The sequence below is a fragment of the Streptomyces incarnatus genome, assembly GCF_001027185.1.
GTDB classification, from domain to species: Bacteria; Actinomycetota; Actinomycetes; order Streptomycetales; family Streptomycetaceae; genus Streptomyces; species Streptomyces puniciscabiei.
Map to the genome: position 1 here is coordinate 6,326,613 of NZ_CP011497.1, position 25,780 is coordinate 6,352,392.

General features: G+C 72.5%; 21 protein-coding genes and 1 pseudogene. 14 read left to right on the top strand and 8 right to left on the bottom strand.

What is annotated here, in order from left to right:
• Positions 1-3: 3 nt before the first annotated feature.
• Positions 4-1,212 (bottom strand): S53 family peptidase, encoded by a 1,209-nt coding sequence (locus ABB07_RS28590; RefSeq protein WP_208901410.1) that lies wholly within the window; start codon positions 1,210-1,212, stop codon positions 4-6.
• A 271-nt stretch (positions 1,213-1,483) separates the two neighbouring features.
• Here ABB07_RS28590 and ABB07_RS28595 point away from each other — a divergent pair, with 271 nt between their 5' ends.
• The 9 genes from ABB07_RS28595 to lgt all read left to right on the top strand — a co-directional run bounded on the left by ABB07_RS28595 (position 1,484) and on the right by lgt (position 8,489).
• Complete coding sequence (locus ABB07_RS28595; protein ID WP_208901411.1) at positions 1,484-2,116, top strand: TIGR02234 family membrane protein; 633 nt, start codon at positions 1,484-1,486, stop codon at positions 2,114-2,116.
• Positions 2,117-2,286: 170 nt separating this feature from the next.
• The gene (locus tag ABB07_RS28600) at positions 2,287-2,550 is read left to right on the top strand and encodes an HGxxPAAW family protein (RefSeq protein ID WP_055708899.1); all 264 of its coding nucleotides are present in this window, start codon (positions 2,287-2,289) and stop codon (positions 2,548-2,550) included.
• Positions 2,551-2,753: 203 nt separating this feature from the next.
• Entirely contained in the window at positions 2,754-3,185 is a 432-nt protein-coding gene (locus ABB07_RS28605; protein WP_208903660.1) for a DUF2752 domain-containing protein, read from the top strand.
• A 149-nt stretch (positions 3,186-3,334) separates the two neighbouring features.
• The gene (gene trpC, locus ABB07_RS28610; RefSeq protein WP_055708900.1) at positions 3,335-4,144 is read left to right on the top strand and encodes an indole-3-glycerol phosphate synthase TrpC; all 810 of its coding nucleotides are present in this window, start codon (positions 3,335-3,337) and stop codon (positions 4,142-4,144) included.
• A gap of 33 nt (positions 4,145-4,177) precedes the next feature.
• A complete protein-coding gene (trpM, locus tag ABB07_RS42065; RefSeq protein WP_425264827.1) occupies positions 4,178-4,372 on the top strand; it encodes a tryptophan biosynthesis modulator TrpM in 195 nt (64 codons plus the stop codon).
• 70 nt (positions 4,373-4,442) lie between these two features.
• The gene (trpB, locus tag ABB07_RS28615; protein ID WP_208901412.1) at positions 4,443-5,726 is read left to right on the top strand and encodes a tryptophan synthase subunit beta; all 1,284 of its coding nucleotides are present in this window, start codon (positions 4,443-4,445) and stop codon (positions 5,724-5,726) included.
• On the top strand, positions 5,723-6,541 hold the full coding sequence (trpA, locus tag ABB07_RS28620; RefSeq protein ID WP_208901413.1) for a tryptophan synthase subunit alpha: 819 nt from the start codon (positions 5,723-5,725) through the stop codon (positions 6,539-6,541). The genes trpB and trpA overlap by 4 nt, the downstream gene beginning before the upstream one ends.
• A 110-nt stretch (positions 6,542-6,651) precedes the next feature.
• On the top strand, positions 6,652-7,422 hold the full coding sequence (locus ABB07_RS28625) for a DsbA family protein (protein WP_208901414.1): 771 nt from the start codon (positions 6,652-6,654) through the stop codon (positions 7,420-7,422).
• Between the two features lie 101 nt (positions 7,423-7,523).
• Positions 7,524-8,489, top strand: coding sequence for a prolipoprotein diacylglyceryl transferase (gene lgt, locus ABB07_RS28630; RefSeq protein ID WP_208901415.1), 966 nt, complete (start codon positions 7,524-7,526; stop codon positions 8,487-8,489).
• A gap of 77 nt (positions 8,490-8,566) precedes the next feature.
• On the opposite strand, the gene ABB07_RS28635 is transcribed toward lgt, so the two are convergent.
• From ABB07_RS28635 to ABB07_RS28665, 7 genes and pseudogenes are all read right to left on the bottom strand, one after another.
• Positions 8,567-9,379, bottom strand: coding sequence for an HpcH/HpaI aldolase/citrate lyase family protein (locus ABB07_RS28635; protein ID WP_208901416.1), 813 nt, complete (start codon positions 9,377-9,379; stop codon positions 8,567-8,569).
• Positions 9,376-10,572 carry a CaiB/BaiF CoA transferase family protein gene (locus ABB07_RS28640; protein WP_208901417.1) on the bottom strand — a complete coding sequence of 399 codons (1,197 nt, stop codon included), beginning with the start codon at positions 10,570-10,572 and terminating at the stop codon, positions 9,376-9,378. Before ABB07_RS28640 ends, ABB07_RS28635 begins: the two co-directional genes overlap by 4 nt.
• A 34-nt stretch (positions 10,573-10,606) precedes the next feature.
• Positions 10,607-11,500 carry a ribokinase gene (gene rbsK / locus ABB07_RS28645; protein WP_208901418.1) on the bottom strand — a complete coding sequence of 298 codons (894 nt, stop codon included), beginning with the start codon at positions 11,498-11,500 and terminating at the stop codon, positions 10,607-10,609.
• The gene (locus tag ABB07_RS28650; RefSeq protein ID WP_208901419.1) at positions 11,497-12,879 is read right to left on the bottom strand and encodes an ADP-ribosylglycohydrolase family protein; all 1,383 of its coding nucleotides are present in this window, start codon (positions 12,877-12,879) and stop codon (positions 11,497-11,499) included. The genes rbsK and ABB07_RS28650 overlap by 4 nt, the downstream gene beginning before the upstream one ends.
• On the bottom strand, positions 12,867-14,069 hold the full coding sequence (locus ABB07_RS28655) for an ADP-ribosylglycohydrolase family protein (protein ID WP_208901420.1): 1,203 nt from the start codon (positions 14,067-14,069) through the stop codon (positions 12,867-12,869). Before ABB07_RS28655 ends, ABB07_RS28650 begins: the two co-directional genes overlap by 13 nt.
• Positions 14,070-14,077: 8 nt before the next feature.
• Positions 14,078-15,196: an ADP-ribosylglycohydrolase family protein gene (locus ABB07_RS28660; protein ID WP_208901421.1), complete on the bottom strand. Its 1,119-nt coding sequence runs from the start codon at positions 15,194-15,196 to the stop codon at positions 14,078-14,080.
• A 425-nt stretch (positions 15,197-15,621) separates the two neighbouring features.
• A pseudogene (locus ABB07_RS28665) lies at positions 15,622-16,620 on the bottom strand (ADP-ribosylglycohydrolase family protein); the annotation flags it as partial.
• 260 nt (positions 16,621-16,880) lie between these two features.
• Here ABB07_RS28665 and ABB07_RS28670 point away from each other — a divergent pair.
• The 5 genes from ABB07_RS28670 to ABB07_RS28690 all read left to right on the top strand — a co-directional run bounded on the left by ABB07_RS28670 (position 16,881) and on the right by ABB07_RS28690 (position 25,762).
• Positions 16,881-17,612 carry a VIT1/CCC1 transporter family protein gene (locus ABB07_RS28670; protein ID WP_055705279.1) on the top strand — a complete coding sequence of 244 codons (732 nt, stop codon included), beginning with the start codon at positions 16,881-16,883 and terminating at the stop codon, positions 17,610-17,612.
• Between the two features lie 477 nt (positions 17,613-18,089).
• Positions 18,090-22,685: a glutamate synthase large subunit gene (gltB, locus tag ABB07_RS28675; protein ID WP_208901423.1), complete on the top strand. Its 4,596-nt coding sequence runs from the start codon at positions 18,090-18,092 to the stop codon at positions 22,683-22,685.
• Complete coding sequence (locus tag ABB07_RS28680) at positions 22,678-24,141, top strand: glutamate synthase subunit beta (RefSeq protein ID WP_208901424.1); 1,464 nt, start codon at positions 22,678-22,680, stop codon at positions 24,139-24,141. The genes gltB and ABB07_RS28680 overlap by 8 nt, the downstream gene beginning before the upstream one ends.
• A gap of 260 nt (positions 24,142-24,401) precedes the next feature.
• Positions 24,402-25,127 (top strand): VWA domain-containing protein, encoded by a 726-nt coding sequence (locus tag ABB07_RS28685; RefSeq protein ID WP_208901425.1) that lies wholly within the window; start codon positions 24,402-24,404, stop codon positions 25,125-25,127.
• A gap of 23 nt (positions 25,128-25,150) precedes the next feature.
• Entirely contained in the window at positions 25,151-25,762 is a 612-nt protein-coding gene (locus ABB07_RS28690) for a TetR/AcrR family transcriptional regulator (RefSeq protein WP_208901426.1), read from the top strand.
• Positions 25,763-25,780 lie beyond the last annotated feature (18 nt).

Here is a 25,780-nt window from a genome sequence, read left to right on the forward strand (position 1 = left end):
GGTTCAGCCGGTGAACGCGGCGGTGCCGTTCGGGGTGCCGAGCCCGGACGGCCCGTCGTACCCGGTGGTGCCGGTGCACAGGTACGAGCCGGAGCAGCTGCCGTTGGAGCCGCTGGTGACGTCGTTCAGCGACGAGGTGTGCGCGTAGGGGAAGGACGCCGGGTAGGAGCCGGCGGACGGGGCGCCGGCCAGCGCGTAGGTCGCCGCGATCAGCGGCGAGGAGGCGCTGGTGCCGCCGAAGACCATCCAGCCGCTGCCCTGGCCGTAGGTGTCGTACACCGCGACACCGGTGTTCGGGTCGGCCACCGCCGAGACGTCCGCGACCGTGCGCTTCGCACAGCCGGAGTCCTTCTGCCAGCTGGGCTTGGCGTCGTAGGCGGAGCAGCCGGAGCCGGCCCCGCTCCACACCGTGTCGGTCCAGCCGCGGGAGTTGGAGGCCGTCTTCAGGGACGTACCGCCCACCGCCGTCACGTACTTCGACGCCGCCGGGTACTCGACGCCGTAGCCGTTGTCACCGGAGGAGACGGTGATGGCGACGCCCGGGTGGTTGAAGTAGGTGGAGTCGTACGTCGCGTCGCTGGCGGACTCGGAGCCGCCGTAGCTGTTGGAGACGAACTTCGCGCCGAGGTTCACGGCGGTGTTCACGGCCGTGCCCAGGTTGGTCATGCTCGCCGAACTGGCCTCCACCAGCAGGATCTTGCAGTTGGGGCAGGCCGCGCTGACCATGTCGAGGTCGAGGGAGATCTCCTCGGCCCAGCCGGAGTTGCCGCGCGGGTACTTGGTGCCCCCGTTCTGGTCGACCTTCTTGAAGCAGCCGCTCGCCGTGGTGCAGGCGGACAGGCCGTACTGGGCGCGGTAGGCGGCGAGGTCGGACTCCGCGTTCGGGTCGTCGTAGGCGTCGACGATCGCCACCGTCTGGCCCGAACCGCCGCTCGCGGAGGGCAGGTTGTACGCCGCCTGCAGCGAGGCGGGGCCGTAGCCGGAGGGGGCGGCGGCGGCCGTCAGGGCGCTCTCGGCGTGCGCCGAGGCCGGGGTGCCGGCGGTGACCTGCAGGGCGTTGCAGGCCATCTGGTCCTTCTTCGTCGGGGTGGCGCAGGCGTGGGCGACGGAGACGCCGTGGGACGAGGAGGCGGCCTGGCCGACCGGGGCGGCCAGGGCGAGGGCGGCCGTGGCGAGCGTGGCCACGGCGGTGAGGGAAACGGTTCTGCGCAACGTACGTCCTCCACGAGGTGGGTGAACCGGGAAGGGCTGTGGGGGGTGCGCGGTGCCACCACGGCGCGGGGTGACGCGCCGGGGTCGCGCAGAACGTACGGATGGCGGGACCACGTCAACAAGATGGATGTTGAAGGCGGAACGTTGCTTTGCCTTTCCTGGGTGATCCATGTGCCGTTCCTGGACACGGCGTGGCGGAAATCTGAGACCCCCTTGGGTTGACGGACACCCGGGTGTCGGTTCGCCCGGGGTTCAGGCGATAGTGGGGTGCATGACTGCTGCTGTACCTCACCCCCGCCCGGAGGCGACCGGACCCGCCCGCTCCGGCCGGCGGAGCCTCGCCGTGGCTCTCCTGTGCGGTGCGCTCGGCGCGGCCGTGGCGCTGCTCGCGACCCGGCAGCGCTGGGCGGAGGGCACCGCGACGGTGGCCGGCGGCGCGTTCCCGCTCACCGTCAAGGGCAGCGACGTCACGGGCGTCCCCGCGGCCCTCGCCATAGTGGGCCTCGCCGCGCTCGTCGCCGTCTTCGCCGTCCGCAGGGCCGGCCGGCTCGTCGTCGCCGGTCTGCTCGCGCTCTCCGGCGCCGGCATCATGGCCGCCGCGCTCGTGGCCGCCTCCGACAGCTCCGCGCTGGACGAGAAGGCCGCCCAGGCGAGCGGCGACACCTCCGCCACCGTCGCCGCGCTCAGCCACACCGGCTGGCCCTATGTCGCGGCCGCCGGCGGCCTGCTGATCCTGCTGGCCGGCCTGCTCGCCCTGCGCTACGGCAGCCGCTGGCCCGCCATGTCCGGCCGCTACGAGCGCGGCACCGAACGGCCGCGCCGCACGGCCCGGCCGGTCGACCCGGAGCGGCCCGAGGAGATCTGGAAGGCCCTGGACCGGGGCGAGGACCCGACGGGAGCCTGACGGCCCCCGCAGGTGTGGCGAAACAGACGCCACCCCCGCGTCCGGCACGTGCGCCGGTACGGGACAATGGACGACGAGCGTCCGGCTCGGACAGTGACGGGCGGGCTCGGAGCCGTACGACACGTACGCCGCTCTCCTGGGACACGTACACAGCAACGAGGAGCACAGACATGGCGGGCAGCAGCCACGGCCACGGTCACACCCCGGCCGCCTGGACCGGTGTCATCATTTCCTTCATCGGTTTCTGCGTCGCGGGCGCCTTCATGGTGATGGCCCAGCCGGTCGGCTTCTGGGCCGGCATGGTGCTGATCCTCGGCGGTGCCGTGGTCGGCGGCATCATGCGCGCCATGGGCCTCGGCCAGGACCCCAAGCCGCTCAAGGTGGCCGGCGCGCCCGCCGCCGCGACCCGCGAGCCGGCCGGCGTCGAGAGCTGAGCGCACCCACCGCTTCCCCGAGGGGCGGCCCGGCACCCGCGGAGGGTCCGGGCCGCCCCTCGGCGCGTCCGGGGGAGGATCCCGGTGGCCCTGGGCGCGCGGGGCGCCGACGCGCCGGGGACAATGGTCGGGTGAACGCAGAGAGCCGCACGGCCGCGCCGACCGTCCCGTACCCGGCCGTGCAGTCGGTCCCGTACCCGGCCGTGCCATCGGTCCCCTACCCGGCCGTTCCGTCCGGCCCGGCCTGGCGGCGGCTCGCCGTCCCCGCCGGGCTGTTCGCGGCCGTCGCCGGGGCCTTCGCGTACGTGGGCGCCGTCGACCCGAACCAGCCCGGTCACTACCCCGCCTGCCCGCTGTACCGGCTCACCGGTCTGTACTGCCCCGGCTGCGGCGGACTGCGCAGCGCGCACGCCTTCGTCCACGGCGACCTGCTCACCGCGCTGCGGGACAACGCGCTGGGCGTGGCCCTCTACCTGGGCTTCGCGGTGCTGTGGACCGCGTGGACGGTCCAGGTCGTACGCGGCCGGCCGATGCGGCTGGAGCCGCGGCCGGCGTACCTGTGGGGCATCGGCGCGGTGCTGCTGGTGTTCACCGTTGTCCGCAACCTTCCGTCAGGAGGCTGGCTGCACCCGTGATCACTTCGTGAACGTCCAGCTGATGGGACCGGCGTCCACCGGATGCGAGGGCTCCGGGCTCCTGCGGATACCATCGCAGTGACCACGGGTTTTCAAAACCTGGGTTTTCAAAACCTGAAGGAACCACCGTCTGAAAGGGGGCCGCTCGCGTGAGTGTGCTCGACGAGATCATCGACGGAGTCCGTGCCGACCTCGCGGAGCGGCAGGCACGCGTCAGCCTCGACGAGCTCAAGGAGCGCGCGGCCAAGGCCCCCGCCGCCAAGGACGGGGTGGCCGCGCTCAAGGGCGACGGCGTGAAGGTGATCTGCGAGGTCAAGCGCTCCAGCCCCTCCAAGGGCGCGCTGGCGGCGATCGCCGACCCGGCCGGGCTCGCCGCGGACTACGAGGCGGGCGGTGCGGCCGTCATCTCCGTCCTCACCGAACAGCGCCGCTTCGGCGGCTCGCTGGCCGACCTGGAGGCCGTCCGCGCGCGCGTGGACATCCCGGTGCTCCGCAAGGACTTCATCGTCACGTCGTACCAGCTGTGGGAGGCCCGGGCGTACGGCGCCGACCTCGCGCTGCTGATCGTGGCCGCCCTGGACCAGCCGGCCCTGGAGTCGCTGATCGAGCGCGCGGTGTCGATCGGGCTCACCCCGCTCGTCGAGGTGCACGACGAGGACGAGGTCGAGCGGGCCGTGGACGCGGGTGCCAAGGTCATCGGCGTCAACGCGCGCAACCTGAAGACGCTGGAGGTCGACCGCGGCACGTTCGAGCGGGTCGCGCCGGAGATCCCGGACCACATCGTCAAGGTCGCCGAGTCCGGCGTCCGTGGCCCGCACGACCTGATCGCCTACGCCAACGCCGGCGCCGACGCGGTCCTGGTCGGCGAGTCCCTGGTCACCGGGCGCGACCCCAAGACCGCCGTCGCCGACCTGGTCGCCGCGGGCGAACACCCCGCTCTGCGCCACGGCCGGAGCTGATCACCCGCTAAGCTGACCCCGATGACTCCCACCATGACGACCGTGGACCGGTACGCCCGCCTCGCCCGCGGCTGCCGCCCGAGGGGCTGCCGCGCCCCGGCGAGGCGTGTCCACGGCCGCCGGGTGCGGTACGTCATCGGTGACGAGCCCGGGCAGGTAAACGGACGTCGATGGCAGCGCGCCCCAAAGGGGCGCGGGGAACTGCGCGACCAGCCACATACGGCCTGAGGTCGTACGACGAACTCCGCCCCCACGGCGAATAGTGTCTTTTCACACGCACTCACCGTGAGGTTTCGGCATGCCCAGCAACTTCTTCTACCCCGACCCGGAGGGTCAAGTCCCAAGCCCCGAAGGCTACTTCGGGGTGTTCGGCGGCAAGTTCATCCCGGAGGCCCTCGTCGCCGCCGTGGACGAGGTCGCCGTCGAGTACGACAAGGCCAAGCAGGACCCCGAGTTCGCCCGGGAGCTCGACGACCTGATGGTCAACTACACCGGCCGCCCGTCGGCGCTCACCGAGGTACCCCGTTTCGCCGAACACGCCGGAGGCGCTCGCGTGTTCCTGAAGCGGGAAGACCTCAACCACACCGGCTCCCACAAGATCAACAACGTCCTCGGCCAGGCGCTGCTCACCAAGCGGATGGGCAAGACGCGGGTGATCGCGGAGACCGGCGCCGGCCAGCACGGCGTCGCGACCGCGACCGCCTGCGCCCTGTTCGGCCTCGACTGCACCATCTACATGGGCGAGGTCGACACCAAGCGCCAGGCCCTGAACGTGGCCCGCATGCGCATGCTCGGCGCCGAGGTCGTCGCCGTGAAGTCCGGCAGCCGCACCCTGAAGGACGCCATCAACGAGGCGTTCCGCGACTGGGTCGCGAACGTCGACCACACCCACTACCTGTTCGGTACGGTCGCCGGCCCGCACCCCTTCCCGGCCATGGTCCGCGACTTCCACCGGGTCATCGGCGTCGAGGCCCGCCGCCAGCTGCTGGAACGCGCCGGACGGCTCCCGGACGCGGCGATCGCCTGCGTCGGCGGCGGCTCCAACGCCATCGGCCTCTTCCACGCCTTCATCCCCGACGAGGGCGTCCGCCTGATCGGCTGCGAGCCGGCCGGACACGGCATCGAGACGGGAGAGCACGCGGCCACCCTGACCGCGGGCGAGCCCGGCATCCTGCACGGCTCCCGCTCCTACGTCCTGCAGGACGACGAGGGCCAGATCACCGAGCCGTACTCGATCTCGGCGGGTCTGGACTACCCGGGCATCGGCCCCGAGCACTCCTACCTGAAGGACTCCGGCCGCGGTGAGTACCGCGCGGTCACCGACGACGCGGCCATGCAGGCACTGCGCCTGCTGTCCCGCACCGAGGGCATCATCCCGGCCATCGAGAGCGCCCACGCCCTCGCCGGCGCCCTGGAGGTCGGCAAGGAGCTGGGTAGGGACGGCCTGATCGTCGTCAACCTGTCCGGCCGCGGCGACAAGGACATGGACACCGCCGCCCGCTACTTCGGCCTGTACGACACCGACGCCGAGGTGGCCGCCGACGAAGCCGACACCGCCGAGATCGAGGGGGACGCCAAGTGAGCGGGAACATTCGGCTGCTGTCGGACACCCTCGCCGCCGCCAAGGCCGAGGGCCGGTCCGCGCTCATTGCCTACCTCCCGGCCGGGTTCCCGACCGTGGACGGCGGCATCGAGGCGATCAAGGCCGCCTTCGACGGCGGGGCCGACGTCGTCGAGGTGGGCCTGCCGCACAGCGACCCGGTCCTCGACGGCCCGGTCATCCAGACCGCCGATGACATCGCCCTGCGCGGCGGCGTCCGGATCGCCGATGTGATGCGCACGGTCCGCGAGGCCTGTGCCGCGACCGGCAAGCCCGTGCTCGTCATGACGTACTGGAACCCCATCGACCGCTACGGGGTCGAGCGGTTCACCGCCGAACTGGCCGAGGCGGGCGGCGCGGGCTGCATCCTGCCCGACCTGCCCGTCCAGGAGTCGGCGCTGTGGCGGGAGCACGCCGAGAAGCACGGCCTCGCGACCGTCTTCGTGGTGGCGCCGAGCAGCAAGGACGAGCGGCTCGCGAAGATCACCGCGGCGGGCAGCGGCTTCGTCTACGCGGCCTCGCTGATGGGCGTCACCGGCACCCGCGAATCCGTCGGCGCGCAGGCCCAGGACCTGGTCGAGCGCACCCGCGCCACCGGCACCGAGCTGCCCGTCTGCGTCGGTCTCGGGGTCTCCAACGGCGCTCAGGCCGCCGAGGTCGCCGGCTTCGCCGACGGCGTCATCGTCGGCTCGGCCTTCGTGAAGCGGATGCTGGACGCCCCGGACCACACGGCCGGCGTGGCGGCGGTCCGCGAGCTCGCCGAGGAGCTGGCGAAGGGCGTGCGCGGGCAGGCGTAACCGCAGGTCACGCGCCCTGTCAGACAATTCGCTCAGAGTATTCGGTCACTCGAACGAGTGGACCTCCGGCCGGGGAGGCGCGCTGCGCCTCCCCGGTTCGTTCTGGGGGTGTGAGCGAGAAGAACCATGACGGAAAGCGCACCGCACGGGAGCGGCTGGCGGTCGAGCGCGAGAAGCAGAAGGCCGCTGACAGGCGACGGCGCACGCTGATCGTGAGTGCGAGCGTCGTCTGTGTCCTGGGCCTGGCGGCGGTGATCGGCGTGGTCGCCGCGAACTCGGGCAAGAAGGCAAGCAGCTCGGGCCCGGTCGTGGCGCCCTCGGGCGCGCAGGGCAAGGACAGTCTGGCGGTCCCGGTCGGCAAGGACGGCGCCAGGTCGACGCTCACCATCTGGGAGGACTTCCGCTGCCCGGCCTGCCAGATGTTCGAGACGGTGTACCGGCCCACGCTGCATCAGCTGACCGACGCCGGCAAGCTCAGAATTGAGTACCACCTGGTCCGGCTGATCGACGGCAACCTCGGCGGCACCGGCTCCCTGCGCGCGGGCAACGCCGGCGCCTGCGCCCAGGACGCCGGAAAGTTCCGCGACTACCACGACGTGCTGTACGCGAACCAGCCCAAGGAGACCGACGACGCCTTCGCGAACAACGACAAGCTGATCCAGCTGGCCGGCAAGGTGAAGGGCCTCGACACCCCCGCCTTCCAGAAGTGCGTCAAGGACGGCACCCACGACAGCTGGGTGAACAAGTCCAACAAGGCCTTCCAGACCGGCGGCTTCAGCTCCACACCCACGGTCCTGCTCGGCGGGAAGAACATCTACCAGGACCAGACCCTGACCCCGGCCAAGCTCAAGCAGATGGTGGAGGCGGCCGGCCACGGGTAAGGAGCTTCCCCCGCCGTCCGTTTTTCTCACGCCCCCGTTATGCACCCGTAGCCGGGCTGCTTGCCGTCACCACGGCCCGGCAGGGTAGCGTCGGACTTGCCATGGAACTTGCCTACATTCCCAGCCCGTCGCGCGGGGTGCTGTATCTCGGCCCGATCCCGCTGCGCGGCTACGCCTTCTGCATCATCATCGGCGTCTTCGTCGCCGTCTGGCTCGGCAACAAGCGCTGGATCGCCCGTGGCGGGCGGGCCGGCACGGTCGCCGACATCGCGGTCTGGGCGGTGCCGTTCGGTCTGGTCGGCGGCCGGCTGTACCACGTGATCACGGACTACGAGCTGTACTTCAGTCCGGGCCGTGACTGGGTGGACGCCTTCAAGGTGTGGCAGGGCGGCCTGGGCATCTGGGGCGCGATCGCGCTCGGCGCGCTCGGCGCGTGGATCGGCGCGCGCCGCCGGGGCGTCCCGATGCCGGCGTACGCCGACGCCGTCGCGCCCGGCATCGCGCTCGCTCAGGCCATCGGCCGCTGGGGCAACTGGTTCAACCAGGAGCTGTACGGCCGTGAGACGCATGTTCCCTGGGCGCTGCACATCACCTCCTCCGAGGGCGGCCGGGTGCCGGGCTACTACCACCCGACCTTCCTGTACGAGTCGCTGTGGTGCGTGGGCGTGGCCTTCCTGGTCATCTGGGCCGACCGCCGCTTCACGCTGGGCCACGGCCGGGCGTTCGCCCTGTACGTCGCCGCGTACTGCGTGGGCCGCGGGTGGATCGAGTACATGCGCGTGGACGACGCGCACCACATCCTGGGCCTCCGCCTGAACGACTGGACCGCGCTGATCGTCTTCCTGCTGGCGGTGACGTACATCGTGGTGTCGGCCAAGAAGCGGCCCGGCAGGGAAGCCGTGGTCGAGCCGGGTGTCTCCGACGGTTCGGCCGACGGTACCGAAGGCGCCGACGAGGTCGAGGGCAAGGCTGAGGGCAGGGCTGAGCCGGAGGCCGCGGAAGCCGTCGAGGTCACGGAGGCCGCGGAGGCCAAGGACGAGGCCGGGTCGGCGACCAAGAAGAGCTGACGGCAGTTTTACGGCCCCGAGGGCGCCCGGAATCGGTTCCGGGCGCCCTCGGCGTATGTGGGTTGCCTGTCGGGGCACTAGTTCCTGCGTGCCAGCGACATGGTGCGCCGGGCCAGCGTCACCGCTGCCGCGTCGATGAAGCGGCCGTCGGGGAGGGCCTGGGCGCCCTCTTGTGCGGCCGCTGCCTTCAGGACCGTCTCCGCGTGTTCGAGCTCCGCCGGGGTGGGCAGGTAGGCGCGTTCGATCACCGGCAGCTGCCGGGGGTGGAGGGCGGCGCGGCCGAGGAAGCCCAGGGAGCGGCCGTGGGCGCAGGAGGCGGCGAGGCCGTCCAGGTCGCGGATGTCGGGATGGACCGACTGGGGCGGTGGCGCGAGGCCGGCCGCGCGGGCGGCGACGATCACCCGGGACCGCGCCCAGTCCAGGCCCGCGTCGGCCCGTACCCCCAGGTCGGCCCGCAGGTCCGCCTCGCCGAGGGCGATGCCCCGCAGGGCCGGGTGGGCGGTGGCGACGGCGTAGGCCTGCTCGATGCCGAGGGCCGTCTCCAGCAGGGCGTACAGCGGCACGGGGGTGGCCGTGGCGACCTGCCTGATCTCGCCCGGGGCGGTCACCTTGGGCAGCCGCAGGCCGGCCAGGCCGGGGCGTGCCGCCAGGGCGGCCAGGTCCCCGGCGGACCAGGGGCTGTCCAGCGCGTTGACGCGGACGTGGACCGGGACCGGCGGGGGGTCGGTGAGGAGCTCGGCCGTGGCCGCGCGGGCGTACTCCTTGCGGTCCGGGGCGACGGCGTCCTCCAGGTCGATCACCACCACGTCGGCGCCCGCGGCGAGCGCCTTGGCCACCACGGGCGGCCGGTCGCCGGGGACGTAGAGCCAGGTGAGCGGGTACGGGGTCACAGGGCGCCCTCCTCGCGCAGGACGCGCAGTTCGGCGGGGGTGAGGCCCAGCTCGGTGAGCACGGCCTCGGTGTCGGCGCCGTGCGGGCGCCCGGCCCAGCGGATCGCGCCGGGCGTCGCGGAGAGCCGGAAGAGGACGTTCTGCATGCGCAGCGGGCCCAGCTCCGGGTCGTCGACGGTGGTGACCGTGTGCAGCGCCTGGTACTGCGGGTCGGCCAGCACGTCCCGGACGTCCTGGACCGGGGCCACCGCCGCCTCCGCCTTCTCGAAGGCCGCGAGGACCTCGGCGCGGGTGCGGGCGGCGATCCACGAGCCGACCGCCTCGTCCAGGACGTCGGCGTGGGCGGCGCGGTCCGCGCCGGTCGCGAACCACGGCTCCTCGGTCAGCTCCGGGCGGCCCACCAGGCGCAGCACCCGCTCCGCGACCGACTGCGCGGAAGTGGAGACCGCGACCCAGTGGCCGTCGGCGGTGCGGTAGGTGTTGCGCGGGGCGTTGTTCGAGGAGCGGTTGCCGGTGCGTTCCTGCACGTGGCCGAGCTGGTCGTACCAGGTGGGATGCGGGCCGAGGACCGCCAGGATCGGCTCGATGATCGCCATGTCGACGACCTGCCCGGCGCCGGTGCGCGCCCGCGCGGCCAGCGCGGTGAGCACGGCGTAGGCGGTCGCCAGGCCCGCGACCGAGTCGGCGAGCCCGAAGGGCGGGAGCGTGGGCGGCGCGTCCGGTTCGCCGGTGATCGCGGCGAAGCCGCTCATCGCCTCGGCGAGGGTGCCGAAGCCGGGGCGTTGCGCGTACGGCCCGAACTGCCCGAAGGCCGTCACCCGGGCGAGGACCAGCCGGGGGTTGGCGGCCGCCAGTTCCGCCCAGCCCAGCTCCCACCGCTCCAGGGTGCCCGGGCGGAAGTTCTCGATCACGACGTCGGCGGTGGCGGCGAGCCGGAGCAGGACGGCCCGGCCGCCGGGCCTGGACAGGTCCAGGGTGACGGTCCGTTTGTTGCGGCCGAGCACCTTCCACCACAGGCCGACACCGTCCTTGGCCGGGCCGTGCCCACGACAGGGGTCGGGCCGCTGCGGATGCTCGACCTTGATCACCTCGGCGCCGAAGTCGCCGAGCAGGGTGGCGGCCAGCGGGCCGGCGAAGAGGGTCGCGAGGTCCAGCACCCGCAGACCGGTCAGGGGCGCGGTCGTCGTACTCATGCGGAGTACCTCACGGAGTACGTCATGGCGTACCTCATGCGGTGAACTGCGCGTCGATCTCCGGGCGGTACGGCATCGACGCCGACGCCCCCGCCCGCTGGACGGAGATCGCCGCGGCGGCCGCCGCCCAGGACAGGGCCTCCCGCACCGGTTTCTCCTCGGCGAGGGCCACCGCGAGCGTGCCGACGAAGGTGTCACCGGCGCCCGTGGAGTCGACGGCGGTCACCTTCGGCGCCGGGATCACCAGCGGCTCGGTGCCGCGGGTCAGACAGAGGCAGCCCGTGGCGCCCAGGGTGACGACGACCTCCGGCACCGCCTCCAGCAGGGCGGCGGCGGCCTCCCGCGGGTCGGCGCGGCCGGTGAGGGTGATCGCCTCGTACTCGTTGGCCACCAACAGGTCGGTGGTGTCGAGGAGTTCGGGCGGCAGCGGCTGGGCGGGCGACGGGGTGAGGACCGTACGGATCCCGTGCCGGCGCGCCGCCTGAGCGCCCAGCACGACCGCGCGCAGCGGGATCTCCAGTTGCAGCAGCAGGGCGTCGGCGGAGGCGATCACCCCCTCGTCGCCGGGGGAGAGGTGGTCGACGGTGCCGTTCGCGCCGGGGATGACGACGATGGAGTTGGCGCCCTCGTCGTCCACCACGATGTGCGCGGTGCCGGACGGGCCCTCGACCGTCCGCAGGAAGTCGGTGTCGACACCCGAGTGTTCCAGGGTGTCGCGCAGCCGCAGGCCGAAGGCGTCGTTGCCGACCGCGCCGATCATCGAGACGGTGGCGCCCGCGCGGGCCGCGGCGATCGCCTGGTTGGCCCCCTTGCCGCCGGGGATCGTGTGGAACTCCCGTCCCGTCACCGTCTCGCCGCGCTGCGGGGCCTTGGCGACATAGGTGACGAGGTCCATGTTCGTGCTGCCGAGGACGACGATGTGGGTCATGGGCGGGTCGCCTCCAGGTGGGTGAGATGGGCGAGGGTGTCGAAGCCGGTGCCGTCGAAGTCGGCGACGGTGGTGGCGAGCCGGTTCTTCAGCGGGGCACGCCAGCGGTCGGGCAGGGCCGCGGGGTCGCCGGCGAGCAGTCCGGCGATGCTGCCGGCCGTGGCGCCGTTGGAGTCGGTGTCCAGGCCGCCGGACACCGCACGGCAGATGGAGCCGGTGAAGTCGCCGTCCGCGTGCGTGAGGGCGGCGGCGAGCAGGGCGGTGTTGGGGATGGCGTGCACCCAGTGGTGGGCGGGGGAGTAGCGGGCGTGGAGCTCGTCCACGACGTCGTCGAAGTCCTCGTGGGCCTCGGCCAGCCGGAGGGCGTGGTCGATCGCCCGCGCGAGCCGGGAGCGGGGCGGGATCACCCTCCGGCCGGTGCGCAGACAGGAATGCACGTCCGCGGTGCCGGTGGCGGCGGTGGCGATGACGGCGGCCGTGAACATCGCCGCGTAGACGCCGTTGGCGGTGTGGGTGAGGACCGCGTCGCGGTGCGCCTGTCCGGCGGCGGCGGCCGGGTCGCCGGGGTTGGTCCAGCCGTGCACGTCGGCGCGGATCCGGGCGCCGATCCACTCGCGGAAGGGGTTGCGGTGACGGGCCGTGTGCGGGGGTTCGATGCCGGTGAGGAGGTTGCGGTAGGCGACGCGTTCGGCGGTGAACGTGCGGCCGGCCGGGAGCTCTTCCAGCCAGAGCCGGGCCACGTCCGCGGTGCTGAACGTTCTTCCGTGCCGGCGCAGGAGGACCAGGTTGAGGATCGGGTAGTCGAGGTCGTCGTCCTCCGGCATGCCGTCGATGTTCTCGGCGAGGGAGGTGGGCCCGGAGCGGCGGTTCCAGGGATGCTCGGCGAGCAGCTCCTCCGGAACCCCGCGGGCCGTGAAGTACGAGGTCAGGGGCCAGTTGCCGGTTGCCCGAGCGAGGGCGCGGATGCCGTCGAGGGGGAGCTTTTCGACCGGTTTGCCGAGCAGACAGCCGATGGCCCGGCCGAGCCAGGCGGCTTCGAGGGCTTCCTGGGTCGGTGTTGACGTGGTGGGGGATTCGCCTGCCCGCGCCGGCGGGTCCGGCCAGTCCGGGCACAGCGTCTTGATGCGGGCCAGGTCCGTCGGCTCGTCCTCGGAGAACGCGCTGGGCAGGTCGGCCAGTTCGTCCAGGAGGTCTTCGGCGAGGAGACGCAGATAGCGGGACGCCCGATGGGTGGACGCGCCCGCGCGGGACGGCGCTTCCAGTCCGCCCGCCGCTCGCCATCGCGCCTCGATCCGCGACGGCTCCCGCCCGTCCAGGCGGGCCTGGCGGAGTTCGTGGCCGAGCAGGTCCTCCGGCTGGACCCAGGTCAGTCGGAGCATGCGGTGCCTCCGAGGGCCGCGAACGCCCGCTCGTGGGCCCGCCGCCGGCGCACGTCCCGCCCGAAGACCTCCCGCGCCACCTCGGTGAGGGTGCGGGCCGGCGCCCACAGGTCCAGCCGGCTGGCCTCCGCCACCGTCTTCGCCCAGTCCTCCGGGACGGGCGAGCCGAGCGCGCCCGCGATCGCGCCGGCCATCGTCGCGATCGAGTCGCAGTCGCGGCCGTAGTTGACCGCGCCGAGCACGGCGTGCCGGTAGTCACCGCCCGCCACCAGCAGCATGCCGAACGCGATGGGCAGCTCCTCGATCGCGTGCAGCCGGGACGGGCGGCGGGCGCCGAGAGAGGGCGCGCGGTAGTCCGGGCCGACCGTGTCGTACGGGGCCACCGCCGCGCGCAGGGGCCGCAGCGCCGACTCGAAGTCCCGGTGCCGTACGGCCACTTCGCAGACCTTCTCGATCGCCTCGCGCGTGCCGTCCTTCGCCAGGGACAGGCACGCGGTGACGACCGAGTCCGGGGTCGCGCCCGGGGTCGCGGCGGCGGCGACGGCCCCGGCGAGGACACCGGCCGCCTCTCGGCCGTACGACGACTGGTGCGCGCCGGCGATGTCCAGCGCCTCGGCGTAGGCGGCGGCCGGGTCGGCCGCGTTGACCAGGCCGACGGGGGCCATGTACATGGCCGCGCCGCAGTTGACGATGTTGCCGACGCCCGCCTCCCGGGGGTCGGCGTGGCCGTGGGCCAGCCGGGCCACGAGCCACTTCTCGGCGAGGAACAGCCGGTGCAGCGGCAGCGCCTCGGCCTCCAGTTCCGGGATCCAGCGCGGGTTCGTCATCAGGTCCGGGACCAGGTGGTCGGCGATCGCGTAGGCGTCGAGGTGGTCGCGGACGCGGTCGTACACGCGGATCAGCGCGTGGGTCATCAGGGTGTCGTCGGTGACGTGGCCGTCGCCCTTGTGGTACGGGGCGAGGGGGCGGGCGGTGCGCCAGGCGTCGCCGTGCCAGGGGCCGACGACGCCGTGGACGCGGCCGCCGTGGCGCTCGGCGATCTGGTCGGGGGAGTACCCCTCGACCGGGCCGCCGAGGGCGTCGCCGACGGCGGCTCCGACGAGGGCACCGGTGATCCTCTCCTCGAGACCGAGCAGGGATGGCCGGCCGCTTTCTTCTTCTTCGAGCCCTTTGGGCTCCTTGGGCGTCATGCCCCGAATCATCCTCCTGGGCGGGCCGGTTGCGCGGCTTCCAGGAGTCCGGCGAGTTCCACCAGGTCGGTGCCGGTGAGGCGGGGCAGGGCGCAGCCGGACAGGGTGCGGCAGGCGTCCCGCCAGGTCCGCGGGACGGCCGCGCCGCCGCCGAGGGCTCCGGTGAGGGCGCCGGCGAGGGCGGGGGCGGAGTCGGCGACCCGGGACAGGCACGCGGCGGCGGGTACGGCCTCGGCGATACGGCCTCCGGCCGCGGTGGCCAGGGCGAGGGCGACCGGCACGGTCTCGGCGGCGGCGATGCCGTAGCTGTAGACGTGGTCGACGATCTGGTGCTCGAGGAGCGGGACCAGGGCGAAGGCGGAGTCGCTGTCCTCGGCGAGGGCGAGCGCGTGGCGGGCGTTGCGGCCGATCTCGGTGTCGGGCGGGAGTTCGGCGAGCGCGGCGGTCACGCAGGTGTCCGGGCCGGCGTCGGCGAGGGCGAGCGAGAGGGCGGCGGCCATGGCCCGGGCGCCGTGCACGCCGTCGCCGTCCTGGGTGTAGCGGGCGTCGAACTCGGCGAGGGCGGCGGCGCGTTCGGGGTCGCCGGGGTGGGCGACGGCGAGCACACAGGCGCGTACGCAGGCGGCGTCGTCGAAGTAGTGCGGGTTGTCGTGGCCGGTGGCGGGCGGGCGCAGGCCGGCGGCGAGGTTGCCGAGGCCGGCGCGGACGGAGATGCGGGCGCGCAGGGGCAGTACGGCGGACTCGACCTCCGGGGCCCGGTCCGCAGCGGCGGCGACTTCCGCGGCCACGGCGGTCCAGGTGAGGTCGATGGCGGCGCGGGTACGGCGCTCTCGGCTGAGGTCGCCGAGGGCGGCGTCGTCGCCGGCCCGCAGCACCGCCTCCGCGGCGAAGGCCGCCCACTCGGCGTCGTCGGAGGGGCCGAGGCGGAGGGGTTCGGGGGGTTGGTTGAGGGCGATCGGCACGGGGAGTGTGGTGGTCGCGTTGTGCTCGGCGAACGTGTCCAGTTCCCGGGTCAGCCGGCGGGTCCACTCCGGCATGCGGGCGGCTCGGTGGCGGGCGGCGGGCCAGCCGGCGGCGTCGCCTGCGGCGAGGCCGAGCAACAGCCCCTCGATTCGGCGGGGTTTCACGACCGGCCCTCCCTCTCCGCCCCGACCAGGGTGCTCCGCCCCCTGGACCCCCGCTCGCCCACCCACCCACCCGACTCGGTCGGTCGAGAGGCGGACGAGGGGGGTGTGGGGGGCTCGGGTGGTCGAGAGGTGGGGGAGGAGGGTGTGGGTGGCTCGAGTGGGTGGGAGGCCGGCGCGACCTGGGTGGGGGTGGCTCGAGGGGTTGGCGAGGTGGGCGGAAGAGGGGCGGGGCGCTCGGTGGGCCCAGAGGTGGGGGTGAGGGGTGGCCGTGGCTCGATGGGTGGGGAGGTCGGCGAGATCCGGGTGGGGGTGGCTCGGTGGGGTGGCTGGGAGGTGGGGGTGAGGGGTGGGCGTGGCTCGGTGGGGTGCGTGGTGGGTGCCAGGGCTGGGTGTGGCTCGGTGGGGTGCGGGGGTGGTGGGAGCGTGGTCGGGTCCGGGAGCAGGAGGTCCGCCACCTCCAGGACGTGGCGGCCCGCCATGGACGGCAGGCAGCGGCCGTGGACCGGGCCGATCGCCGCTGACCAGTGGGCCGGAATCGCCGCGTTGCCCTGGGTCGCGCCCGCCAGGGCGCCGGCCACCGCTGCCGTCGTGTCCGCGTCGCGGCCCATGTTGACGGCCGTGAGGACCGCCTTCGCGAAGTCGCCGTCGGCCGCCGCGTACGCGCCGAAGGCGAGCGCGACCGCCTCGGGGGCCAGGTCGGTCCAGGGATAGCCGCCGATGACGACCGCCGAGCGGACCGCCCGTTCGCCGAGGTGCGACACGGCGACGGCGCGGCGCAGGGAGCGTGCCGTCCAGGAGTCCTCGGGGACGACCGCGAGGGCGGAGGCGATCACCACCGCGACCGGGGCGCCCGTCATCGCCGCCGCCACCCCCGCCGCGACCGCCTGGCCGCCGTAGATCCCCTCGCCCTCGTGGCTGACCGAACCGTCGATCGCCACCAGACGGGCCGCTTCGGCGGGGCGGCCGGCGGCGAAGACGCCGAAGGGGGCCGCCCGCATGGCCAGGCCGTCGCTCCAGGCATGCCGGTGCTGGGCCGAGATGGGGGCGGCGAGGCCCCGGCGCAGGTTCTCCAGCGTGCCGCGTTCGCTGAACCCCGCGCCCCGGAAGGGGCCCTCGGCGCGGTCGGCGATCCACTCGTGCCAGGCCGCCTCCACATGGGCCGGAGTCAGCGCCGACCCGTGCCGGGCGAGCAACAGCCCCGAGAAGATCGCGTACTCGGTGTCGTCCGTGCCGCACGGCCGCTCCGTGACGTAGCCCGTGATACGGCCCCAGCGGGCGCGGATCTCGGACGGCTTGAGGTTCTCCGCGGGCGCCCCCAGCGCGTCCCCGACGGCCAGGCCGAGCAGCGCGCCGCGGGCCCGGTCGCGGAGCCCGGCGGCGTCGTCGGGCGCCGGAACCGGGGGAGTGCAGGCGATCGATGCCATGGGCGGCCTCCTTCAGCGGGACCACGGGACGCTTTGCGGATGTGTGCCACCACGCGCCGCCCCGAGAGCCTCGGCCGGGTGCGAGTCACCCACTTGGCAACTGAGCAAGATCATGCACGGATGAGCAAAGCCGGGTAAAGGTGCAGGTTAGCCCAGCCTTTCCTTGCTGGCGGCGAAGGGGGAATGGGCGTAGGTTCGGTGGCGTCGAAAAGTAGAACTCGTCCAAAGTTAGCTTTGGCTAAGCTATCCGGGGGGCCCGCATGGCCATCATCGAGACCCAGGCCGCGCTGCACGAAGCGCACCGCGACAACCACACCCACCGTGATGTCAACGGAGGGTGGCTGCGGCCCGCCGTCTTCGGTGCCATGGACGGGCTCGTCTCCAACCTCGCCCTGATGACCGGTGTGGCCGGCGGTTCCGTGAGCCAGCAGACCATTGTCATCACCGGGCTCGCGGGGCTGGCGGCGGGCGCCTTCTCCATGGCGGCCGGCGAGTACACCTCGGTCGCCTCCCAGCGGGAGCTGGTCGAGGCCGAACTCGACGTCGAGCGCCGTGAGCTGCGCAAGCACCCCCAGGACGAGGAGGACGAGCTCGCGGCGCTGTACGTCGCCCGGGGCGTGGAGCCGGACCTGGCCCGGGAGGTCGCGCGGCAGCTGTCCCGGGATCCCGAGCAGGCCCTGGAGATCCACGCCCGCGAGGAGCTGGGCATCGACCCCGGTGACCTGCCCTCGCCGCTGGTCGCCGCCGTCTCCTCCTTCGGGTCCTTCGCCCTCGGCGCCCTGCTCCCCGTGCTGCCGTTCCTGCTCGGCGCGACCGCCCTGTGGCCCACCGTGCTGCTCGCCCTCGCCGGGCTCTTCGGCTGCGGTGCCGTGGTGGCCAAGGTGACCGCGCGCAGCTGGTGGTACAGCGGCCTGCGGCAGCTCGCGCTGGGCGGCGCGGCGGCCGGTGTGACGTACGCCCTGGGCACCCTGTTCGGAACGGCCGTAGGATAGCGCCGCCGGTACTTATGCGTTGGGCCGCATAAGTAGCCGCGAAAGCCCGTTACTCGCTGGTTTCGACCGCGTGACCACCGGGCATGAGCCGTAAGCGCTGTGGGCAATGACGCCTGTGGCACCCCGCGGGGTGAGTGACGACGCTCCCCCCGCCCCCCCGTAGGGCCGCCGGATGCCGATCCGACCGATCGTGTCCGTCCGGTCCCCTTCACACGTTCGCCGCGACCGTGCGGCCCCCAGGCCGTCACGCGCGGCCCCGCCGTGCGCCGTACGGCACTCGCCGCCCCGCGCGGCACCCCGCCGCCCCCGCGCGGCACCCTCGCCACGGACCCCGTGGCGTCCGCATGTTGGAACGGTCTATCCGCTTCCCGGGAACCGCCCCATCATGTAACCTGCACGAAATTTTGAGATCACGCAGAGGGCCAACGTCGTCCCTCGGCAGCTGCCACATGCCTGATGACGACGACGGGAGAGCCGATGCGTACGCCGCGCCAGCCGTCCCAGCACTCCGCGAATGGCCAGAACTGGTCCTTCATGGATGCTCGCCCTGCTGCGCAGGGTATGTACGACCCCCGCAACGAGCACGACGCCTGTGGCGTCGGTTTCGTCGCCACCCTCACCGGCGAGGCGTCCCACACCCTGGTGGAGCAGGCACTCACCGTGCTGCGCAACCTGGAGCACCGCGGCGCCACCGGCTCCGAGCCCGACTCGGGCGACGGCGCGGGCATCCTCTCCCAGGTGCCGGACGCCTTCTTCCGCGAGGTGGCCGGATTCGACCTTCCCGCGGCCGGCTCCTACGCGGTAGGCATCGCCTTCCTGCCGGAGGAGGGGACCGCCGACGCCGTCTCGAAGATCGAGACGATCGCGACCGAGGAAGGGCTGACCGTCCTCGGCTGGCGCGAGGTTCCCGTCGCCCCCGAGCTGCTGGGCGCCACCGCCCGCTCCACCATGCCGGTCTTCCGGCAGATCTTCGTGACCGACGGCGCCAGCGAGGGCATCGCGCTGGACCGCAAGGCGTTCGTGCTGCGCAAGCGCGCCGAGCGCGAGGTGGGCGTCTACTTCCCGTCGCTCTCCGCGCGCACGATCGTCTACAAGGGCATGCTGACCACCGGCCAGCTGGAGCCCTTCTTCCCGGACCTGTCCGACCGCCGCTTCGCCTCCGCTGTCGCGCTGGTGCACTCGCGGTTCTCCACGAACACCTTCCCGTCGTGGCCGCTCGCCCACCCCTACCGCTTCGTCGCGCACAACGGTGAGATCAACACCGTCAAGGGCAACCGCAACTGGATGCGCGCCCGCGAGTCCCAGCTGGTCTCCGACCTGTTCGGGCCGCAGGAGAAGCTGGAGCGGATCTTCCCGGTCTGTACGCCGGACGCCTCCGACTCCGCCTCCTTCGACGAGGTCCTGGAGCTGCTGCACCTGGGCGGCCGTTCGCTGCCGCACTCCGTGCTGATGATGATCCCGGAGGCGTGGGAGAACCACGACTCCATGGACCCGGCCCGGCGCGCCTTCTACGGCTACCACTCCACGATGATGGAGCCCTGGGACGGCCCCGCCTGCGTCACCTTCACCGACGGCACCCAGGTCGGCGCCGTGCTCGACCGCAACGGTCTGCGCCCCGGCCGCTACTGGGTCACCGACGACGGCCTCGTCGTCCTCGGCTCCGAGGTCGGCGTCCTCGACATCGACCCGGCCAAGGTCGTCCGCAAGGGCCGGCTGCAGCCCGGCAAGATGTTCCTCGTCGACACCGCCGAGCACCGCATCATCGAGGACGACGAGATCAAGGCGTCCCTCGCCGCCGAGAAGCCGTACGCCGAGTGGCTGGAGGCCGGCGAGATCGAGCTGGGCGACCTGCCCGAGCGCGAGCACATCGTGCACACCCACGCCTCGGTCACCCGCCGCCAGCAGACCTTCGGGTACACCGAGGAGGAGCTGCGCGTCATCCTCGCGCCGATGGCCCGCTCCGGCGCCGAGCCGATCGGCTCCATGGGCACGGACTCGCCGATCGCGGCCCTGTCCGAGCGCCCGCGGCTGCTGTTCGACTACTTCACCCAGCTGTTCGCGCAGGTCACCAACCCGCCGCTGGACGCCATCCGCGAGGAGCTGGTCACCTCCCTGCGCTCGTCGCTGGGCCCCGAGGGCAACCTGCTGGACCCGACGGCCGCCTCCTGCCGCTCGGTCACCCTGCCCTTCCCGGTGATCGACAACGACGAGCTGGCCAAGCTCATCCACATCAACGCCGACGGCGACATGCCCGGCTTCAAGGCCGCGACCCTGTCCGGCCTGTACCGGGTCTCCGGCGGCGGTGACGCCCTCGCCGCGCGCATCGAGGAGATCTGCGCCGAGGCCGACGCCGCCATCGAGAACGGCGCCCGCCTGATCGTCCTGTCCGACCGGCACTCCGACGCCGAGCACGCGCCGATCCCGTCGCTGCTGCTCACCGCGGCCGTCCACCACCACCTCATCCGCACCAAGCAGCGCACCCAGGTGGGCCTGCTGGTCGAGGCCGGTGACGTCCGCGAGGTCCACCAGGTCGCCCTGCTCATCGGCTACGGCGCCGCCGCCGTCAACCCGTACCTGGCGATGGAGTCCGTCGAGGACCTGCTGCGCGCCGGCACCTTCCTGAGCGGCCTGGAGCCGGAGCAGGCCATCAAGAACCTGATCTACGCCCTGGGCAAGGGCGTCCTGAAGGTCATGTCCAAGATGGGCATCTCCACCGTCGCCTCCTACCGCGGCGCCCAGGTCTTCGAGGCCGTCGGCCTGGACGAGACCTTCGTGGAGAAGTACTTCAACGGCACCGCCACCAAGATCGGCGGCGTCGGCATCGACGTCATCGCCAAGGAGGTCGCCGCCCGCCACGCCAAGGCCTACCCGGCCTCCGGCATCGCCCCGGCGCACCGCGCGCTGGAGATCGGCGGCGAGTACCAGTGGCGCCGTGAGGGCGAGCCGCACCTGTTCGACCCGGAGACGGTCTTCCGCCTGCAGCACTCCACGCGCACGGGCCGCTACGACATCTTCAAGAAGTACACCTCCCGGGTGAACGAGCAGTCCGAGCGCCTGATGACGCTGCGCGGCCTGTTCGGCTTCAAGTCCGGCCGCGCCCCGATCTCCGTCGACGAGGTCGAGCCGGCGAGCGAGATCGTCAAGCGGTTCTCGACGGGCGCCATGTCGTACGGCTCCATCTCCAAGGAGGCGCACGAGACCCTCGCCATCGCCATGAACCAGCTGGGCGGCAAGTCCAACACCGGTGAGGGCGGCGAGGACCCGGAGCGCCTGTACGACCCCGCGCGGCGCAGCGCCATCAAGCAGGTCGCCTCCGGCCGCTTCGGCGTCACCTCCGAGTACCTGGTCAACGCGGACGACATCCAGATCAAGATGGCCCAGGGCGCCAAGCCCGGCGAGGGCGGCCAGCTGCCCGGCCACAAGGTCTACCCGTGGGTGGCCAAGACCCGTCACTCGACGCCGGGTGTCGGCCTGATCTCGCCGCCGCCGCACCACGACATCTACTCCATCGAGGACCTGGCCCAGCTGATCCACGACCTGAAGAACGCGAACCCGCAGGCGCGGATTCACGTCAAGCTGGTCTCGGAGGTCGGCGTCGGCACGGTCGCCGCGGGTGTCTCCAAGGCGCACGCGGACGTGGTGCTGATCTCCGGCCACGACGGTGGTACGGGTGCCTCCCCGCTGACGTCGCTGAAGCACGCCGGTGGCCCCTGGGAGCTCGGTCTCGCCGAGACCCAGCAGACCCTGCTGCTCAACGGCCTGCGCGACCGGATCGTCGTGCAGACCGACGGCCAGCTGAAGACCGGCCGTGACGTCGTCATCGCCGCGCTGCTCGGCGCCGAGGAGTTCGGTTTCGCGACCGCGCCGCTCGTCGTCTCCGGCTGCGTGATGATGCGCGTCTGCCACCTGGACACCTGCCCGGTCGGCATCGCCACCCAGAACCCGGCCCTGCGCGACCGCTTCGCCGGCAAGGCCGAGTACGTGGTGAACTTCTTCCGGTTCATCGCCGAGGAGGTCCGCGAGCTGCTGGCCGAGCTGGGCTTCCGCTCCATCGAGGAGGCCGTCGGCCACGCCGAGGTGCTGGACGTCGAGCGGGCCGTCGACCACTGGAAGGCGCAGGGCCTGGACCTGGAGCCGCTGTTCCACGTGCCGGACCTGCCCGAGGGCGCGGTGCGCCACCAGGTGGTCGAGCAGGACCACGGCCTGGAGAAGGCGCTGGACAACGAGCTGATCAAGCTCGCCGCCGACGCCCTGGCCGCGAACGACGCCACCGAGGCACAGCCGGTGCGCGCCCAGGTCGCCATCCGCAACATCAACCGCACGGTCGGCACCATGCTCGGCCACGAGGTGACCAAGAAGTTCGGCGGCGCGGGCCTGCCCGACGACACCATCGACATCACCTTCACCGGCTCCGCAGGCCAGTCCTTCGGCGCGTTCCTGCCGCGCGGTGTCACGCTGCGCCTGGAGGGCGACGCCAACGACTACGTCGGCAAGGGCCTCTCGGGTGGCCGGGTCGTCGTCCGCCCGGACCGTGCGGCCGACCACCTCGCCGAGTACTCGACCATCGCGGGCAACACCATCGCCTACGGCGCCACCGGCGGCGAGCTGTTCCTGCGCGGCCGTACCGGTGAGCGGTTCTGCGTCCGCAACTCCGGCGCGCTGGTCGTCTCCGAGGGCGTGGGCGACCACGGCTGCGAGTACATGACCGGCGGTCACGCGGTCGTCCTCGGCCCGACCGGCCGCAACTTTGCGGCGGGCATGTCCGGCGGCATCGCCTACGTCATCGACCTCGACCGCGACAACGTCAACGCGGGCAACGCCGGGTCGGTCGAGGCGCTGGACGACACGGACAAGCGGTGGCTGCGCGAGGTGGTGCGCCGCCACGCCGAGGAGACCGGCTCGACGGTCGCCGAGAAGCTGCTCGCCGACTGGGAAGCGGCCGTGGAGCGGTTCAGCAAGATCATCCCCAGCACGTACAAGGCAGTGCTCGCCGCCAAGGACGCCGCCGAGCGAGCCGGTCTGACCGAGACCGAGATCACCGAGAAGATGATGGAGGCGGCGATCAATGGCTGACCCGAAGGGCTTCCTGAACCACGGCCGTGAGGTCGCCAAGACCCGCCCCGTCGCCGAGCGGGTCAAGGACTGGAACGAGGTCTACGTCCCCGGCTCCCTGCTGCCGATCATCAGCAAGCAGGCCAGCCGGTGCATGGACTGCGGCATCCCGTTCTGCCACAACGGCTGTCCGCTGGGGAACCTGATCCCCGAGTGGAACGACTACGCCTACCGCGAGGACTGGGCGGCCGCCCAGGAGCGGCTGCACGCGACCAACAACTTCCCGGAGTTCACCGGTCGCCTCTGCCCCGCCCCCTGCGAGTCGGCGTGCGTGCTCGGCATCAACCAGCCGCCGGTCACCATCAAGAACGTCGAGGTCTCGATCATCGACAAGGCGTGGGAGACCGGGGACGTCGCCCCGCAGATCCCGGAGCGCCTGTCCGGCAAGACGGTCGCGGTCATCGGCTCGGGCCCGGCGGGTCTCGCCGCCGCCCAGCAGCTGACCCGGGCCGGCCACACGGTCGCCGTCTACGAGCGCGCGGACCGCATCGGAGGCCTCCTCCGGTACGGCATCCCCGAGTTCAAGATGGAGAAGCGGCACATCAACCGCCGTATCGAGCAGATGCGCGCGGAGGGCACCCGCTTCCGCACGGGCATCGAGATCGGCCGCGACCTCAAGGCGACCGACCTGAAGAAGCGGTACGACGCGATCGTGATCGCCGCCGGCGCCACGACCGCCCGTGACCTGCCGGTGCCGGGCCGCGAGCTCAAGGGCATCTACCAGGCCATGGAGTACCTGCCCCTGGCCAACAAGGTCCAGGAGGGCGACTACGTCACCGCGCCGATCTCGGCCGAGGGCAAGCACGTCGTCGTGATCGGCGGCGGTGACACCGGCGCGGACTGCGTGGGCACCGCCCACCGGCAGGGCGCGGCCTCGGTCACCCAGCTGGAGATCATGCCCCGCCCGAACGACGAGCGGCACCCGACCAACCAGCCCTGGCCGACCTTCCCGATGCTCTACAAGGTCACCAGCGCGCACGAGGAGGGCGGTGAGCGGGTCTACTCCGTCTCCACCACCCACTTCGAGGGCGACGAGGACGGCAACGTGCAGTGGCTGCACCTCACCGAGGTGGAGTTCGTCGACGGCAAGCTGACCCCGAAGCCGGGCACCGAGCGCAAGATCCCCGCCCAGCTGGTCACCCTCGCCATGGGCTTCACCGGCACCGACCGGGAGAACGGCCTGGTCGAGCAGTTCGGTCTGGACCTCGACGAGCGCGGTAACATCGGCCGCGACGCCGACTTCCAGACCAACGTGCCGGGTGTGTTCGTCGCCGGTGACGCCGGCCGCGGCCAGTCCCTCATCGTGTGGGCGATCGCGGAGGGCCGCTCGGCCGCCCGCGGAGTCGACCGCTTCCTGACCGGTGCCAGCGACCTGCCGGCCCCGATCCGCCCGACGGACCGCGCCCTGGCGGTCTGACGGCACCCCTGAAGACGTCCCGTACAACGGCGTACGGAACACGAACGACGCCTGCCCTGTCCCCGACCGGACGCCTGGGCAGGCGTCGTTGCATGTCCGGCTGAGGGCGCTACTCGTACCAGACGCCCGCGAGGGTCCCGCGCCCGGATCGCCCGGTCGTCGTCGGCGTGGGTGAACCGGGCCGATGGCGAACTGATGTGACAGGGGCGCTAACAGGGCCCAGTGATCACATAAGCTGCCCGGAAAGCTGAGGGGGGAGCATGGCCGCGATCAGTCTCAGCAAGGTGGCGGAGACAGCGCCCGCGCTCGTCGGCGCGTACGGGTCGGCCGGGGTGTCGCTCATCAAGCACGGTCTCGACGGGCTGCGCGCCGCCGTCTACCTGGTGGTCGACTACTCGGGCTCGATGAAGCCGTACTACCAGGACGGCAGCGTGCAGGCGCTCGCCGACCGGGTGCTGGGCCTGTCCGCGCACCTGGACGACGACGGCCGGGTGCCGGTGGTGTTCTTCTCCACCGACGTCGACGTGGTCACCGACATCGCCCTCGACCGCCACGAGGGCAGTGTGGAGCGGATCGTGGCCGGGCTCGGGCACATGGGCAGGACCAGCTACCACCTGGCGATGGACGCGGTCATCGACCACTACCTGGACAGCGGCGCCACCGACCCCGCCCTGGTCGTCTTCCAGACCGACGGCGGCCCGGTCAACAAGCTCGCCGCCGAACGCTACCTGTGCAAGGCGGCGAAGCTCCCGCTGTTCTGGCAGTTCGTCGGCTTCGGCGACCCGGGCAGCCGGCAGTTCGAGTTCCTGCGGAAACTGGACGAGCTGGCCGTGCCGGACAAGCGGATCGTGGACAACGCCGGCTTCTTCCACGCCGGCCAGGACCCTGGGCGCCTCTCCGACGCCGAGCTGTACGACCGGCTCGTGGCCGAGTTCCCGCGCTGGCTGACGGCCGCACGCGCCGCCGGCGTCGTACGGACTCCCTAACAGGTGTTTGAAACAATGGGTGCGTGCCGACCAAGAAGAAGCCCCAGGTGACCGCGGCGGCGGCCCGGCGCGGCGAACTCCTCAGCACCGCCGCCGAGGTCTTCGCCGAGCACGGCTACAACGCCACCACCGTCCGCAGGATCGCCGACCACGCCGGGATGCTCGCGGGCAGCCTGTACTACCACTTCGACTCCAAGGAGTCGATGCTCGAGGAGATCCTGCGGACCTTCCTCGACGAGCTGTGGGACGGCTACGACACCGTCCTCGCCTCCGGGCTCGGGCCCCGCGAGACGCTTCAGGCGCTGGTCACCGAGTCCTTCCGGGAGATCGACCGGCACCGCGCGGCCGTCGCGATCTACCAGAAGGAGAGCCGGCAGCTCGTCGCGCAGGAGCGGTTCGCCTTCCTCGCCGAGTCGCAGACGCGGTTCGAGAAGGCCTGGCTCGGCACGCTGGAGCGCGGGGTCGCCGAGCACGTCTTCCGCGCCGACCTCGACGTCCGGCTCACCTACCGGTTCGTGCGCGACACCGTCTGGGTCGCCGCCTCCTGGTACCGGCCCGGCGGCGGGCACAGCCCCGAGGAGATCGCCCGCCAGTATCTGTCGATGGTGCTGGACGGGATCGCCGTACGCGCATAGCGCGCCGTAGGGATCGTC